11 protein-coding genes are annotated in these 14557 nt (G+C 65.5%); all 11 read left to right on the plus strand.

Annotation, left to right across the window (positions count from 1 at the left end):
* The first annotated feature begins 5 nt into the window (after nucleotides 1–5).
* The 11 genes from rpsO to QVN30_RS09375 all read left to right on the plus strand — a co-directional run bounded on the left by rpsO (nucleotide 6) and on the right by QVN30_RS09375 (nucleotide 14227).
* Nucleotides 6–284, plus strand: a complete 279-nt coding sequence (gene rpsO / locus QVN30_RS09325) for a 30S ribosomal protein S15 (protein WP_066831978.1) — start codon at nucleotides 6–8, stop codon at nucleotides 282–284.
* 145 nt (nucleotides 285–429) lie between these two features.
* Entirely contained in the window at nucleotides 430–2703 is a 2274-nt protein-coding gene (locus QVN30_RS09330; protein ID WP_289836174.1) for a polyribonucleotide nucleotidyltransferase, read from the plus strand.
* Between the two features lie 384 nt (nucleotides 2704–3087).
* Nucleotides 3088–4764, plus strand: a complete 1677-nt coding sequence (locus QVN30_RS09335) for a ribonuclease J (RefSeq protein ID WP_289836175.1) — start codon at nucleotides 3088–3090, stop codon at nucleotides 4762–4764.
* A gap of 1 nt (nucleotide 4765) precedes the next feature.
* Nucleotides 4766–7666: a DNA translocase FtsK gene (locus tag QVN30_RS09340; protein ID WP_289836176.1), complete on the plus strand. Its 2901-nt coding sequence runs from the start codon at nucleotides 4766–4768 to the stop codon at nucleotides 7664–7666.
* Nucleotides 7666–9066 (plus strand): helix-turn-helix domain-containing protein, encoded by a 1401-nt coding sequence (locus tag QVN30_RS09345; RefSeq protein ID WP_289836177.1) that lies wholly within the window; start codon nucleotides 7666–7668, stop codon nucleotides 9064–9066. The genes QVN30_RS09340 and QVN30_RS09345 overlap by 1 nt, the downstream gene beginning before the upstream one ends.
* Nucleotides 9067–9096: 30 nt before the next feature.
* Complete coding sequence (locus QVN30_RS09350) at nucleotides 9097–9594, plus strand: YajQ family cyclic di-GMP-binding protein (protein ID WP_066832004.1); 498 nt, start codon at nucleotides 9097–9099, stop codon at nucleotides 9592–9594.
* Nucleotides 9595–9635: 41 nt separating this feature from the next.
* Complete coding sequence (rimO, locus tag QVN30_RS09355; RefSeq protein ID WP_204564262.1) at nucleotides 9636–10988, plus strand: 30S ribosomal protein S12 methylthiotransferase RimO; 1353 nt, start codon at nucleotides 9636–9638, stop codon at nucleotides 10986–10988.
* A 9-nt stretch (nucleotides 10989–10997) separates the two neighbouring features.
* Nucleotides 10998–11639, plus strand: a complete 642-nt coding sequence (gene pgsA, locus QVN30_RS09360) for a CDP-diacylglycerol--glycerol-3-phosphate 3-phosphatidyltransferase (RefSeq protein WP_204569644.1) — start codon at nucleotides 10998–11000, stop codon at nucleotides 11637–11639.
* 15 nt (nucleotides 11640–11654) lie between these two features.
* Complete coding sequence (locus QVN30_RS09365) at nucleotides 11655–12173, plus strand: CinA family protein (protein WP_204569646.1); 519 nt, start codon at nucleotides 11655–11657, stop codon at nucleotides 12171–12173.
* A gap of 270 nt (nucleotides 12174–12443) precedes the next feature.
* A complete protein-coding gene (gene recA / locus QVN30_RS09370) occupies nucleotides 12444–13538 on the plus strand; it encodes a recombinase RecA (protein WP_066832010.1) in 1095 nt (364 codons plus the stop codon).
* A gap of 2 nt (nucleotides 13539–13540) precedes the next feature.
* Nucleotides 13541–14227 (plus strand): regulatory protein RecX, encoded by a 687-nt coding sequence (locus tag QVN30_RS09375; RefSeq protein WP_289836178.1) that lies wholly within the window; start codon nucleotides 13541–13543, stop codon nucleotides 14225–14227.
* Nucleotides 14228–14557 lie beyond the last annotated feature (330 nt).

Below are 14557 nucleotides of genomic sequence, written 5' to 3' on the forward strand. Positions count from 1 at the left end.
ACATCATGACCGTTTCCAAGGAGCGCAAGGCCGAGCTCACCGCACAGTTTGGCGACAGCCCCGTCGACACCGGCAACCCCAAGGTTCAGGTTGCCATCCTCACCGAGCGCATCCGCGAGCTCACCGAGCACATGAAGTCCCACCAGAAGGACTTCCACACCCGCCGCGGCCTGCTCATGCTCGTCGGTCGCCGTCGTCGTCTGCTCTCCTACATCAAGAAGAACGACATCTTCGAGTACCGTGAGCTCATCAAGGCGCTTGGCATCCGCGACAACATCCAGTAGAGAATCGTGCATGCAGGAGCCCCCTCGGGGGCTCCTTTTCATGTAGGGGGCAGCAATCGCGGTCCCTACACCGTCCGAGGGGGTTCCGCCCGTATCGGACCAGACGTCCCGTGGGCAATGGGGTCCACGGAGTTGAAGGAGAAAAATGTCACTCGTATCCAAAACCTTTGAGCTGTACGGCAAAACCTATACGCTTGAGAGCGGCGAGCTCGCCAAGCAGGCCACCGGCGCCACGCTCGTCAAGCAGGGCGACACCACCGCGCTCGTGACCGTCGTCGTCTCCAAGGAGCGCAAGAACTACGACTTCTTCCCGCTGACCGTCGACTTCAACGAGAAGATGTACGCAGCCGGTCGCATCCCCGGTGGCTATCTCAAGCGCGAGGGCCGTCCCAGCGAGAAGGCCACGCTCACCGCGCGCATGATCGACCGCCCGATCCGTCCGAGCTTCCCCGACGGCTTCCGCAACGAGGTCCAGATCGTGGCGACCTCCCTGGTTGCCGACCAGGTGAACCCCATCGACGTCATCTGCACCATGGGCGCCTCGCTCTCCCTCACGCTCGGCGGCGTGCCGTTCGAGGGACCGCTCGCCTGCGTGCGCATCGGCCGCAACGTCGAGACCGGTGAGTTCATCGTCAACCCCACCTATGAGGAGCGCGAGAACTCCGACCTCGACCTGGAGCTCGCGGGTACGCGCGACTTCATCTCCATGGTCGAGGCCGGCGCCAAGGAGGTTACCGAGGAGGATATGCTGGCCGCCATGGAGTTCGGCCAGGAGGCCATCGGCGCCTTCTGCGACGCCCAGCTCGCGTTCGTCGAGGAGTGGGAGCGCGTCAACGGCCCGATCGAGCCCAAGGAGTACATCCTCGATCAGCCCGTCCCCGAGGTCGAGGAGCGCATCTTCGCCCATTACGACGAGATGTACGCCGCGCTTTCCGATGCCGACAAGCTCTCCCGCATCGCCCACGTCGAGGAGCTCAAGGAGCGCATCCGCGCCGAGTTCACCGAGGATGAGCAGCTCGAGTGGGAGCGCGAGATCCCGGTGAACCTGAAGAAGCTCGAGAAGAAGGCCATGCGCACCATGGTCGTCGAGACCGGCGAGCGCGTCGACGGCCGTGCCGCCGACGAGATCCGCCCGATCATGGTCAAGGACAGCTACCTGCCGCTCGTGCACGGTTCCGGTCTGTTCCAGCGCGGCCAGACCCAGGTGCTCTCCGTGCTGTCGCTCGGCATGCTGAACGAGGGCCAGCGCCTCGACACCATCGAGCCGGTCGAGGGCAAGCGCTACATGCACCAGTACAACTTCCCGCCGTTCTGCACCGGCGAGACCGGCCGCATGGGCTCGCCGAAGCGCCGCGAGATCGGTCACGGCAACCTTGCCGAGCGCGCCCTGCTGCCCGTGCTGCCCGATGAGAACGAGTTCCCCTACGCCATCCGCGTGGTGTCCGAGGTCATGGAGTCCAACGGCTCCTCGTCGATGGCCTCCACGTGCGCGAGCTGCCTTGCCCTGATGGACGGCGGCGTGCCCATCAAGCGCCCCGTTTCCGGTATCGCCATGGGCCTCATCCAGGAGGAGGGCAAGACCGTGGTCCTGTCCGACATCCAGGGTATCGAGGACTTCCTGGGCGACATGGACTTCAAGGTCACCGGCACCGAGCGCGGCATCACCGCCCTCCAGATGGACAACAAGGCCACGGGTCTCACCTTCGACATCCTGCGTGCCGCGCTCGAGCAGGCCAAGCAGGGTCGTGCGTTCATCCTCGGCAAGATGCTCGACGTTATCCCCGGGCCGCGCGAGGCCACGCGCGAGACCGCGCCCCGCATCACCTCGATCTCCATCCCGGTCGATAACATCCGCGATGTCATCGGAAAGGGCGGAGAGACCATCCGCGGCATCCAGGACGAGACCGGCGCGTCCATCGACATCCACGAGGACGGCACCGTGTTCGTGGGCGGTGTCGGCGACTCCGTCGAGGCTGCCATCGAGCGCATCCAGCTCATTGTCAAGGTCCCTGAGGTGGGGGAGGAGTACACGGGTCGCGTCGTCTCCATCCAGCCGTTCGGCGCGTTCGTGAATCTGCTGCCCGGCAAGGACGGCCTGCTGCACATCTCCCGTGTCGCTCAGGGCCGCGTCGATAAGGTCGAGGATGTGCTGAACGTTGGCGACGAGGTCAAGGTCAAGGTCATCGAGGTCGACGACCGCGGCAAGATCTCCCTCGACCGCCTCGACAAGCCCGAGGCTCCCGCCGGCTCCGGCGATGACTCCGGCGAGAACGGCGGCGGTTTCGGCGGTCGTGCCCGTCGCGAGCGCTCCGATCGCCCCGGCCGTCCGCGTCGCGACCACGGCGACCGTCCGCGTCGCACCCCGGGCGACAACGGCGGCCACGGCGGCCGCACCCCGCGTCGTCATCACGAGGGTTAATGCGCCGCGCTGACCGTTTCGTTAGCTGTAATGGCGGGCCTCACGTATGTGGGGCCCGCCTTTTTCTACCGTGGTTTGTGTTTCATCGCGCTTTTGAGGGCGACTGGCGACGGGACGCTCCCGTTCCGGCCCGCGGGGACCGCAGGGGCCGCCGTATGGGTTGAAACGAACCCGTCCCCAAACAACCCATATCCGTGCGTCCTGTCAAATCCACGCTTTGTGTAGGGATAACGTCTGGGCTCGAATGGGGAGCGCCCCGAATTGGTACAATGCAATATCACTATGCACCTGCCGCAGCTCTCACGTGCGGCATGGATTTGAACGTCACGGCGGTGCGTCCGTCGTTTGGATACTCGGATCGACAGAAAGGATCTAATCGACCCCATGGCAACAACTAAGAAAAAGCCCGCGCCGCTCAAGATTATCCCCTTGGGCGGCCTTGACGGTATCGGCAAGAACATGACGGTGTTCGAGTGCGGCGAGGACATGGTGCTCGTCGACGCGGGCCTCATGTTCCCCGACGACACGCAGCCCGGCATCGACCTGGTGCTGCCCGATTACACTTATGTGCTGGAGCACGAGGACAAGCTGCGCGGCATCGTGGTCACGCACGGCCACGAGGACCACACGGGCTCTCTGCCGTACCTCCTCCAGGATCTCAACAACAAGGTGCCCATCTTCTCGAGCAAGCTCACGCTCGGCTTCATCGAGGGCAAGCTCGCCGAGTTCCGCATCCGTGCCCCTAAGTTCCGCGAGGTCAACGGCGGCACGCATGTGAACCTCGGCTCCATCCAGCTCGATTTCTTCGCGATGACCCACTCCATCCCCGGTGCGCTCGGCGTATTCATCCGCACGCCCCAGGGCACGGTCATGCACACGGGCGACTTCAAGCTCGACCAGACGCCCATCGACGGCGTGACGCCTGATTACGCCGCCATCAGCCGTTTTGCCAAGCAGGGCATCGACCTGCTCATGTCCGACTCCACCAACGCCACGCGCCCCGGCTTCACCAAGTCCGAGGCCGAGGTCGGCCCGTCGTTGCTTGCGGCCATCAAGAACGCGCCCGGTCGCGTGTTCGTTGCGAGCTTCTCGAGCCATATCCACCGCTTACAGCAGATCTGCGATGCGGCGCGCACCTGCGGGCGCAAGATCGTGGTCACCGGCCGCTCGATGCTCACCAACACCCGCGTGGCCCGCGAGCTCGGCTACCTCGATATCCCCGAAGAGGACATTATCGACGCCTACGAGATCAACAACATCCCCGAGGACCAGATCGTGGTCATGTGCACGGGTTCTCAGGGCGAGCCGCTCTCCGCGCTGTCCCGCATGGCGAACGGCGAGCACAAGACGCTCTCCATGCACGAGGGCGACACGGTCATCATCTCCGCGACGCCCATTCCGGGCAACGAGAAGGGCGTCCAGCAGGTCGTCAACAGCCTGGCCAAGATCGGTTGTAACGTCTACGACAAGAACCGCACGCTCGTGCACGTGTCGGGCCATGGCAGCCAGGAGGAGCTCAAGCTCATGCTCGCCATGACCAAGCCGAGCTACTTCATGCCCGTTCACGGTGAGGCCGTGCACCTGCGCGCGCACGCCGAGCTCGCCCGCAAGGTCGGCATTCCGAGCGACCATATCTTCATCCTCGACAACGGCGACTCCCTCGAGATGCGCAACGGCGTGGTCAAGCGCGGCGCGTCGGTGGAGTCCGGCGTGGTCTACGTCGACGGCCTGCGTATCGGCGACACCGACCCCATCGTGCTGCGCGACCGCCAGAAGCTCGCCAACGACGGCATGGTGACCGCCGTGGCCATCGTCTCGCTCAAGCGCAAGAAGATCGACGCGATCGAGTTCTCCGGTCGCGGCGTCTCGTTCACCATCGATGACCAGTTCTCGGCGGATGCCTCCGCGTCCATCATGAAGGTCATCGAGAAGGGCACGTTCAACTACACCAGCAGCGGCACCGACGCGCTGCGCAAGGCGGTGCGCGACTCGCTGTCCAACTTCATCTGGAACCGTATGCACACGCGCCCGATGATCATCCCGGTCGTCATGGAGGTCTAGCGTGGCGGCCACGGGTTCGAACAACGCCCGCAAGGGCCAGGCAAAAGGCAAGGCTTCGGCCAAGGGACGCTCGAAGGCGGCGCAGGCTGCAGCCGGGCTGCGCGCCAACGAGGGGCGTGCCGCCGAGGCCGTCGAGGTGGCGCCCCTGCTCGGCGAGGGGTCCGGCCGCGATATCGCGGGCGTGATCCTCGCCGTCGTGGCCGTCGCCTCGTTCATCGCCGTCGTCTCGCCCTCGAGCGCACCCGTCACCAGCGCCATCGCCGGGTTCTACCACCTGGGCTTCGGCCTGGGGGGCTACCTGCTGCCGCTTGTTCTGCTCGGCTGCGCGGCCATGCTCTTCATCAAGGGCTCGACGCCGGTGTCGGCAAGGACCTGTGCCGGCGCCGTGCTCATCTTCTGCTCTGCGGTCGCCATGCTGTCGCTGGCCGTGCCCGGTACCGAGCTGTCGAGCGACGCCATGTTCATTCCGCAGAACCTGTCCTCCTCGGGCGGCTACCTCGGGGCGTTCATTGCGAGCACCCTTCAGGGCGCGCTCGGGAAGGCGATCTCTTACGTGGTGCTCGTGGGATTCGTCGTGCTGGGTCTCGTGATCATCGGGTTTTCCATCAGCGATGTCGCCCGGTCGGCCGCCGAGCGCGTGGAGCGTTTGGCCCAGCGCCGCCATATCGACGTGAACGACAGCCCGTGGGGCGACAGCGAGGCCGCGTCCGTGGCGCCCGCCAGGCGTACCCCGCGCAAGATGCCGCGCCCGGTAAAGCCCAAGCAGGGCCGCCTGTTCGATGGCGACGGGACCGCCGAGACCACGTTTCTGGGCAATCAGACCACCACGGTGCTCGGTGCCGATGACGAGCCCGATACCGATGAGGATCCCTTCGTCGACGTGTCGGCCCAGGTGAAGGCCGAGCAGGCAAAGACCACCTTGATCCCGGTGGAGGAGCGCTTTGCGCCGACCGCCGCCAAGACTGAGGTCCTCGAGAAGCCCGCACGCGCGCCCAAGGCCGCAGGGTCAGCCCTCGATATCATCTCCGGCGCCCGCTCCGCCCTGAAGAGCGAGGCGAGGGTCCAAGACGCCGATTCCGCGATCGAGCCCCAGGATGTTCTGCCCTGGGACGAGCCGGTCGAAGAGAAAGCGGAGGCGCGACGCGCGGCCAAGGTCGCCAAGGCCGAAGGTGCCGCGAAGGCGTCCACGCGCGAAAGCGCGCCGGAGCCCGACGCCGAGATCGCCGCGCAGCCCGTGCCCGACTTCCTGCGCAAGGCCGCTGCCGGCGCCTCTACTGCCAAGGCATCGCAGGCGGCGTCGGCGCCCGCTTCCGCCGCGCCGCAGAGCCGCCCCGCGCCCACACGCTCCCTGCCCGCGAACGGCACGGCGGCACCCGCCACGTCGGTTCTCGAGGAGGAGGGGGAGACCAGGCAGCTGCCACCCGTCTCCATGCTCCGCCACAACCCCGCGGCGCAGGCCAGCTCCAGCTCGTCCAAGGAGCTCGAGCAGACCGCCGAGGGGCTCCAGTCGACCTTGCAGGAGTTCGGCCTGCACTCTCGCGTCGTGGGTTGGATCGCCGGCCCCACCGTCACCACCTTCAAGGTGCAACCCGGTGAGGGCGAGCGCGTGAGCCGCATCACCAGCCTCGAGGACGACATCGCCCTGTCGCTCGCCACCGATTCGGTGCGCATCTTCGCGCCGATTCCGGGCACCTCGCTCGTGGGCATCGAGATTCCCAACCGCACGCGCCAGACGGTCGCGTTCGGCGACATCCTACCCTATGTCCAGGGGGGTCCGCTCGAGTTCGCCCTGGGCCGCGACGCGGAGGGGCAGCCCATGGTCGCCGATCTCGCCAAGATGCCGCACCTGTTGATCGCGGGCACCACCGGTTCGGGCAAGTCCGTCGTCATCAGCTCCATCCTCATGAGCCTGCTCATGCGGACGTTCCCCGAGGACGTGCGCCTGATCATGATCGACCCCAAGCGCGTCGAGTTCGCTCCCTATGACGGCCTGCCGCACCTGTACGTGCCGGTGGTGACCGAGCCCAAGCAGGCGGCGAGCGCCCTGCAGTGGGCGGTATCGGAGATGGAGCGCCGCCTCAAGGTGTTCGAGCGCATCGGTGTGCGCAAGATCTCGACGTTCAACGAGAAGCAGGCTGCCGGCGAGTTCGAGAAATACGACAACCCGCCGGCGAAGATGCCCTATCTCGTCATCGTCATCGACGAGCTCTCCGACCTCATGATGGTCGCCGGCAAGGACGTCGAGGCCTCCATCGTGCGCATCGCGCAGCTCGGACGTGCCGCGGGCATCCATATGATCGTGGCCACCCAGCGTCCGAGCTCGAACGTCGTCACCGGCCTCATCAAGGCGAACATCACCAACCGCATCGGCCTGACCGTCGCCACGGGCATCGACTCGCGCGTCATCTTGGACCAGACGGGCGCCGAGAAGCTGATCGGTCAGGGTGACATGCTGTTCTCGCGCGTCGACTGGGGCAAGCCCAAGCGCATCCAGGGCTGCTACGTCTCCGACGAGGAGATCTTCTCGGTCGTCGAGTTCGTGAAGGACCAGAGCCCCGCCGACTACCACGAGGAGATCCTCTCGGCGGTCTCCCCGGCTGCCCTCGGCGGCGCGGGCGGGGGCTCCGGCGCCCGGGAGGCGTCCGACGACGACCCGCTCATCTGGGAGGCGGCGCGCATCGTCGTCGAGTCCCAGCTGGGTTCAACTTCCGGTTTGCAGCGTAGGCTCAAGGTCGGTTACGCGCGCGCCGGCCGCATTATGGATATGCTTGAGGAGAAGGGCGTGGTCGGTCCACCCGACGGATCGAAGCCGCGCGAGGTCCTTCTCGACGAGGAAGGTCTGGCCGCGCTCGAGGCCGTCGAGGCCCGCATGGCCGATGAGGATGAGTTTGGAGGGTTCTGATGGCAAGTCGATTCGGAGAGATGCTCCTCAACAGGCGACGCGAGCTCGGTATGTCTATCCAGCAGGTCGCCAATGTCATCAAGATTCGCCCGCAGATCATCGAGTTTTTCGAGACGGGGAACTTCGCGTCGATGCCCCCGCGTGGCTACGCGCAGGGCATGATCGCCAGCTACGCCCGCTACCTCGGCCTGAATCCGCGCGAAGTGGTCAATGCGTACTTCGACGAGCTGTACGTCTACGAGCGCGGCGGCAGCGCGGCCGGCAGCCAGTTCACCGAGGGGGCGACGAACCCTGTGCCCCGAAGCGCGAGCATGAGCGGGCGCTACCTCATGGTCGACACGCCCCCTGCTCCCAATTCGCGCTTCGCGCAACGGCCGCCGCAGGCCGGCTACGTGTCCGATTCCACCTCCGGCCACGTGCCGCTGCGCGTGGCGGACAATCAGCGCCGGGCGGCGAACCTGTCTGCGGGCGATGCGTACGGGCGCGACCTCGGGGCATCCGGATACGATCGCGGGGGCTACGGCGCCCCTGAGCCGGGCGGCGCACCCGACCGCACCGTTCGTATGAATCGTCCCCAGAACCTGTCGCGCACGACGAATATGGGGCGCCAGGCGGGTCCATACCAGCGTGGCGGTGCGCCGCGCTCGGGCCAGCTCGCCCAGCGCTCTGGCGGGCCCTCGCGCCCCGGGTATCGCGGCTCCGGAAATCGCGGTGGCGGTGGCGGGCGTCCGCCCCGTCGCGGCTCCTCGCCCCAGGGCGGCGGCTTCCTCAACGACTCGCGCGTCATCATCGGCGGCCTGATCGCCATCGTGGTGCTGCTCATCCTCGTGATCTTCCTGCTGGTTCGCAGCTGCACCGCCACGCCCGCGGCAACCGATCCCGCAACGGCTGAAACCCCCGCGACGACCGCGACGACCGATACTGGCGAGGAGGATGACGCGACGGGCGACGACTCGACGGACACCCCTGCGACCGATAGCGACACCCAGGGCACCGATTCGTCGGATGCCGGCGCCGCCGACACCGCGACGAGCCCGCAGACTCCCACCGAACCGGTCGAGACGAACGTCACCGTCGCGATTCCCGAGGGCGTCACCTCCTGGCTCGAGATCTACGTCGACGGCGTGAGCGTGTATGCGGCCCAGACCGCGGGCCCGTTCGAGCAGAGCTACACGCCCGAGTCCTCTATCGAGATCACCGTCGACCATCCCGGCGACGTCGAGATCACCAAGAACGGGGAGAGCGTCGACTGGGATACCCGCACCTCGGGTGTCGGCAAGGTGACGATCAACGTGCCGCAGCCCGAGACCCCCGCCACGACCGATGCCGAGGGCACGACGGATGGGGAGTCCACCGACGGCACCTCCACGACTGACGATTCCGCTGCGGCAGCTGCATAACGGGCCGCCGCAAGACGAAAGGAGCCTTCCATGGCAAAAGATTCCAGCTTCGACGTTGTGTCGCAGGTCGATATGCAGGAGGTCGACAACGCGTTCCAGCAGGCGACGCGCGAGATCTCCCAGCGCTACGACCTCAAGGACTCCGGTGCGACGATCGCGCTGTCCAAAAGCGACAAGCTCGTCACGGTGAACGCCCCCGCCGACTTCGTCGCCCGCCAGATCATCGACCTGTTCGGCTCGAAGCTGATCAAGCGCGGCATCGATCTGGCTGCGGTCAAGTGGGATACTCCGCAGGCGGCATCCGGCGGCACGGTCCGCGTGCTCGGCCATATCGTCGAGGGCATCGACCAGCCCACGGCAAAGAAGATCAACAAGGACATCAAGGACACCAAGGCCAAGGTCAAGGTCACCATCGAGGCGGACAAGCTGCGCGTGACCTCACCGTCCAAGGATGCGCTGCAGCAGGTCATCCAGTTCCTGCGCGACCAGGACTACGGCCAGCCGCTCCAGTTCACCAACTATCGATAGGACCCGCCGTACGGGTTTGTGCAATCAAGGGGATCGAGGATATGTCCGAACAATTCGCCGACGCCTTTGGCGCCGTCTACTTCATCACGCTCGGGTGCGCCAAGAACGAGGTCGATACCGACCGGATGCGCTCCCTGCTGCTCGCGGCAGGCTACGAGGAGGCGCCCGATGTGGAGGAGGCCGACCTCGCCATCGTGAACACCTGCTCGTTTCTTGCCTCCGCGACCGAGGAGAGCATCGAGGCCACCCTCGCACTCGCCGAGGAGGCGGCCGACGGCGTGCGCAGCCTGCCCATCGTGATGTGCGGCTGCGTCCCCTCGCGCTACGGTGCGGACCTTCCCGCCGAGCTGCCGGAGGTCGCCGCGTTCGTGAGGACAGACGAGGAGGACGGCATCGTCGGCGTCGTCGACGGCCTGCTGGGCGTCACGCGCGCGGTCCCTGCGCATGTTCCCGACGTCAAGCGCACGGTCGAGGGCTCTGTCGCCTTCGTCAAGATCTCCGACGGCTGCGACCGGTTCTGCAGCTTCTGCGCGATCCCCTATATCCGCGGCCGCTACCGCAGCCGTCCGTGGTCCGAGATCCGCGACGAGGTCGTCGACCTTGTCTCCGAGGGCGTGCGGGAGCTCGTCCTCATCGGGCAGGATACGGGCATCTGGGGCCGCGACCTCGCCGAAGAGGGTGAGGGGCCGCACGACCTCGCGTCGCTGCTGCGCGCCGTCGCCGAGGCGGTTCGCCCCCATGACGTCTGGATCCGCGTCCTCTACCTGCAGCCCGAGGGCATGACCGACGATCTCATCTCCGCGATCCGCGACACCCCCGAGGTGCTTCCCTATATCGATATCCCCGTGCAGCACTGCAGCTCCCGCGTGCTCTCCGCCATGAACCGCTCCGGTTCCGAAGAGGAGCTCGACGAGCTGTTCGCCCGCCTGCGCCGCGAGATTCCCGACATGGTCATCCGCACCACGTATCTCGTCGGCTTCCCCGGCGAGACCGATGAGGAGCACGAGCGCATGCTCGCCTTCATGGACCGCACCGGGTTCGACTACACGAGCGTGTTCTCCTTTTCTCCCGAGGAGGGGACGCGCGCGGTCAAGCTCGACGGCCAGATCGACGACGACGTGAAGCTCGAGCGCACCCAGGCCGCGATGGATCTGGCCGAATCTCTGGGCTTCGCCGCGACGGCATCCCATGTCGGCGAGCGCGCGCAGGTCATCGTCGACGGCATCGAGCAGACAGACGAGGGGTACGAGCTCATCGGTCACGCCTGGTTCCAGGCTCCCGACAGCGACGGCGCCGTCCATCTCGATGCGGGCGAGGCCGCCGTGGGGGATATCCTCGAAGTAGAGTTCACCGACAGCTTCTGCTACGAGCTTGTCGGCCATGTTGTGGAATAGCGAGGAATCATGGGTACTTCTGGCACCTCCGTCCCCGAGGGGCATCCGAGCATCTGGACCCCGGCGAATATCGTGACCTGCGTGCGCATCGTGTTCATCCCGGTGTTCATGGTGCTTTGCGACCTGTCGTACAACAACGGGTCCGGACAGGTTTCCGTCGGGCTCGCGTTCGCGGCGTTCGCCCTGTATATGGTCCTGAGCTTGACCGACAAGGTCGACGGGTACCTGGCGCGCTCGCGCCACGAGATAACCGACTTCGGTAAGTTCCTCGATCCGATCGCGGACAAGCTGCTCGTGTTCTCCGCGCTGCTGCTCCTGATGGACATCGGCTACGTGAACCTGTGGTTCGTCTTCATCATCCTGGTGCGCGAGTTTCTGGTGAGCGCGCTGCGCATGGTCGCGAGCGCGGCCGGCGTGGTGATCGCCGCTGACAAGCTCGGTAAGGCCAAGACCGCCGTGACTATGGTGGCCATCTGCGCGTATCTGTTCACGTTCGCCCTGTCGGCTGCGGCTGGAGCGATCGGCCTGGCCGCGTCGCTCGCAAGCTGGCTTCTGCTCATCTCCGATGCGCTCATGATCGCGGCCGTGGTGCTCACCGTCGTTTCCGGCATCCAGTATTTCTGGAACGGCCGGTCGGTCATCTTCTCGTAGCGAAGGAGCGGGTCCATGCGGGGACATGAGGAACTGCAGCGCCAGATCGACGAGATGGCGCATGAGGTCGTTACGCGCTGCTCGGAGCGCGGGGTCACCGTCGCTTCGGCCGAGTCGCTGACCGCGGGCATGGTCTGCTCGTCGATCGCGGGCGTCCCCGGCGCCTCCGAGATCCTGCGCGGAGGGGCCGTCACCTACGTCAACGAGATCAAGCATGCGGTCCTCGGGGTGAGCAGCGACTCGCTCGAGCGCTTCACCGAGGTCTCGCATCCGGTTGCCCGCGAGATGGCGACGGGTGCGCGCAACCTGTTTTCGACCGACATCGCGGTGAGCCTGACGGGCTATGCCGGGCCCACCGGTGGGACCGAGGAGAACCCCGTCGGAACGGTGTATCTGGGAATCGCCAGCGATGCGGGCGTCCGTTCCGTGCGCGAGGTGTTCGAGGGAGACCGTCTCGGCGTCCGGATGCGCTCCGCCATACGGGCGCTGCAGCTCATACTCGAGTGTCTGGACGAATGCGCCGAAAGCAGGTAGCTGACTGCTCTTGATACGCGTGGCCCGTCATGTCCTTTTGCGGATGCATCGCGCGGCGAAGCATACAGGCCCACAGTCAAATACACGTGGATGTGGGTCCATAGCTGCCGGTTTGGAATCCGGTCGGACCTGGTGCAGGGCGCGCCGGAGACCCGTCGGGACACACGGGACATCTCGTCAGGGTCGTACTCTAGGATATCCTCGTCAGTTCTTGACTGCGAACAGCTGTTCGAATATAGTCAAGACGGTAACGTTCTAGGGAGGATTCGCATGGCAAAGAGTTCAGGTCCGGCGCGCCAGATTCACGAGCGCACGTTCGGCGAAGAACGCGACAAGATGATCGACTTGACCAAGGCCGACATCGAGAAGAAGTTCGGCAAGGGCGCCATCATGCGCTATGGCGACGGAGGTCCTGAGCTCGAGATCGAAGCGATTCCCACCGGAGCGCTGGCTCTCGACGCAGCATTGGGTATCGGAGGAGTTCCGCGCGGCCGCATCATTGAGATCTATGGACCCGAGTCTTCCGGTAAGACCACGCTTGCGCTCGAGATCTGCGCTGAAGCGCAGGCGGCTGGCGGTGTCGTGGCGTTTATCGACGCCGAGCACGCGCTCGATCCCGGCTATGCCGCCCGCATCGGCGTCGATATCGACGAGGTGCTCATCTCGCAGCCCGATACCGGCGAGCAGGCCCTAGAGATCTGCGACATGCTCGTGCGCTCCGGCGCCATCGACGTCGTCGTCATCGACTCGGTCGCCGCGCTCGTGCCCCGCGCCGAGATCGAGGGCGAGATCGGCGACTCCTCGGTTGGCCTGCAGGCGCGCCTCATGAGCCAGGCGCTGCGCAAGCTCGCCGGCTCTCTCGCCAAATCGCGTACGACCTGCATCTTCATCAACCAGCTGCGCGAGAAGATCGGCGTCATGTTCGGAAATCCCGAGACCACGACCGGCGGTCGCGCCCTCAAGTTCTTCTCGTCGGTCCGTATCGATATCCGCCGCATCGACCAGATCAAGAACGGCCAGGAGGTCGTGGGCAGCCGCGTGCGCTGCAAAGTCGTCAAGAACAAGGTCGCGGCCCCCTTCAGGACCGCTGAGTTCGACATCATGTACGGTACGGGTATCTCCAAAGAAGGCTCTATCCTGGATATGGGCGTCGACTTCGGCATCGTGACCAAATCAGGCGCATGGTACACCTATGAGACCGAGCGCTTGGGTCAGGGTCGCGAAGCCGCCAAGGAGTTCCTGCGCACGAACCCCGGCCTCGCTGAGGAGATCGAGCACAAGGTGCGCGTCTCCTGCGGGCTTGAGTTCGAGGACGAGCCGGTGGGGGAGGCCGTCGATCTGACGACCGGTCCCGCTGAGGAGTAGCCGTGGGGGAACAGGGCGCGACGGCCGCCGAGGCCGTTGCCCTCGAGGTGAGGCTTCCCGACGCCGCGGCGCGTGCCCGGGCTCAGGCGTGCGGCCGAAAGCCGATGGCCGAGGTCACGCTTACGCTCGACTCCGGTGATGAGCGCCAGATCGTCGTGCCCGTCCGCGTGGGCCGCGTGCTTGACGAGGCGGGCATCGCTTTCCCTTGTCCGGTCGATGATGCGTTCGATGCTATCCATGCGCTCGAAGGCCGCGTGTGCTTCGCCATGATCACAGAGATTCTCTCACGAAGGGATCATGCGGTCGACGAGCTCAGACGGAAGCTCTTGTCGTACGGGTTCCGGACCGAGGAGATCGAGCCCGCCATCGCCCGCGCCCAAAGCCATCGCTTTGTCGACGACAGCCGCTTTGCCGGCTACTTCATCGAGGAGCGCCTGCGCCGCGGCTGGGGACGCAGGCGCATCGAGGCCGAGCTCGTGAGGAAAGGCGTCGATCTCGAAGCCGTTCCCGGCTACCCCGAGCGGTACTTTTCCGAGGAGGACGACCTCGCCCGTGCGCGTGCGGCCCTTGAGCGCAAAACCGTTCCTTCCGAGCGGGCGTTCGAGAAGCTCGTGAGATTCCTCGTGACACGCGGGTTCTCATACGGTATCGCCTCCGACGCCGTTCGTGACCGTCTTGGGAACCATTGATCTTTTCATTTCGCATCGGCCGCCCCCGTGGCGGGCGCCCGATGCGAAAGCAATCGATCGATGCTTCCCTAGCCGACGTGTGACCGTTGCCGTATTGTGACCTCCGCCGCTCACATATGTATCCTTTCCATACGCCGCCTGCTTGTTTGACATCGCGACTGAGTGAACGTAGGATAAAAAAGTCATTTGTTATGTGATATGCGCTCATCATAGATGAGATTGATATTTGTACTGTCAATGTCGACTTTCATACTGGGTGACTCATCCCTAGCAAATGTCTCGCCGTCCGTGTGACAGCACGGGCGGTGCTTTGTCTGTTGAAGAATGCGT

Origin of the sequence: Collinsella ihumii, from assembly GCF_030385545.1 — a bacterium.
GTDB classification, from domain to species: Bacteria; Actinomycetota; Coriobacteriia; order Coriobacteriales; family Coriobacteriaceae; genus Collinsella; species Collinsella ihumii.

Bases quoted from the DNA above. Each gene is read 5' to 3' on its own strand.
- rpsO (WP_066831978.1), top strand. From the start codon at position 6: ATGACCGTTTCCAAGGAGCGCAAGGCCGAGCTCACCGCACAGTTTGGC.
- QVN30_RS09330 (WP_289836174.1), top strand. From the start codon at position 430: ATGTCACTCGTATCCAAAACCTTTGAGCTGTACGGCAAAACCTATACG.
- QVN30_RS09335 (WP_289836175.1), top strand. From the start codon at position 3,088: ATGGCAACAACTAAGAAAAAGCCCGCGCCGCTCAAGATTATCCCCTTG.
- QVN30_RS09345 (WP_289836177.1), top strand. From the start codon at position 7,666: ATGGCAAGTCGATTCGGAGAGATGCTCCTCAACAGGCGACGCGAGCTC.
- QVN30_RS09350 (WP_066832004.1), top strand. From the start codon at position 9,097: ATGGCAAAAGATTCCAGCTTCGACGTTGTGTCGCAGGTCGATATGCAG.
- rimO (WP_204564262.1), top strand. From the start codon at position 9,636: ATGTCCGAACAATTCGCCGACGCCTTTGGCGCCGTCTACTTCATCACG.
- pgsA (WP_204569644.1), top strand. From the start codon at position 10,998: ATGGGTACTTCTGGCACCTCCGTCCCCGAGGGGCATCCGAGCATCTGG.
- QVN30_RS09365 (WP_204569646.1), top strand. From the start codon at position 11,655: ATGCGGGGACATGAGGAACTGCAGCGCCAGATCGACGAGATGGCGCAT.
- recA (WP_066832010.1), top strand. From the start codon at position 12,444: ATGGCAAAGAGTTCAGGTCCGGCGCGCCAGATTCACGAGCGCACGTTC.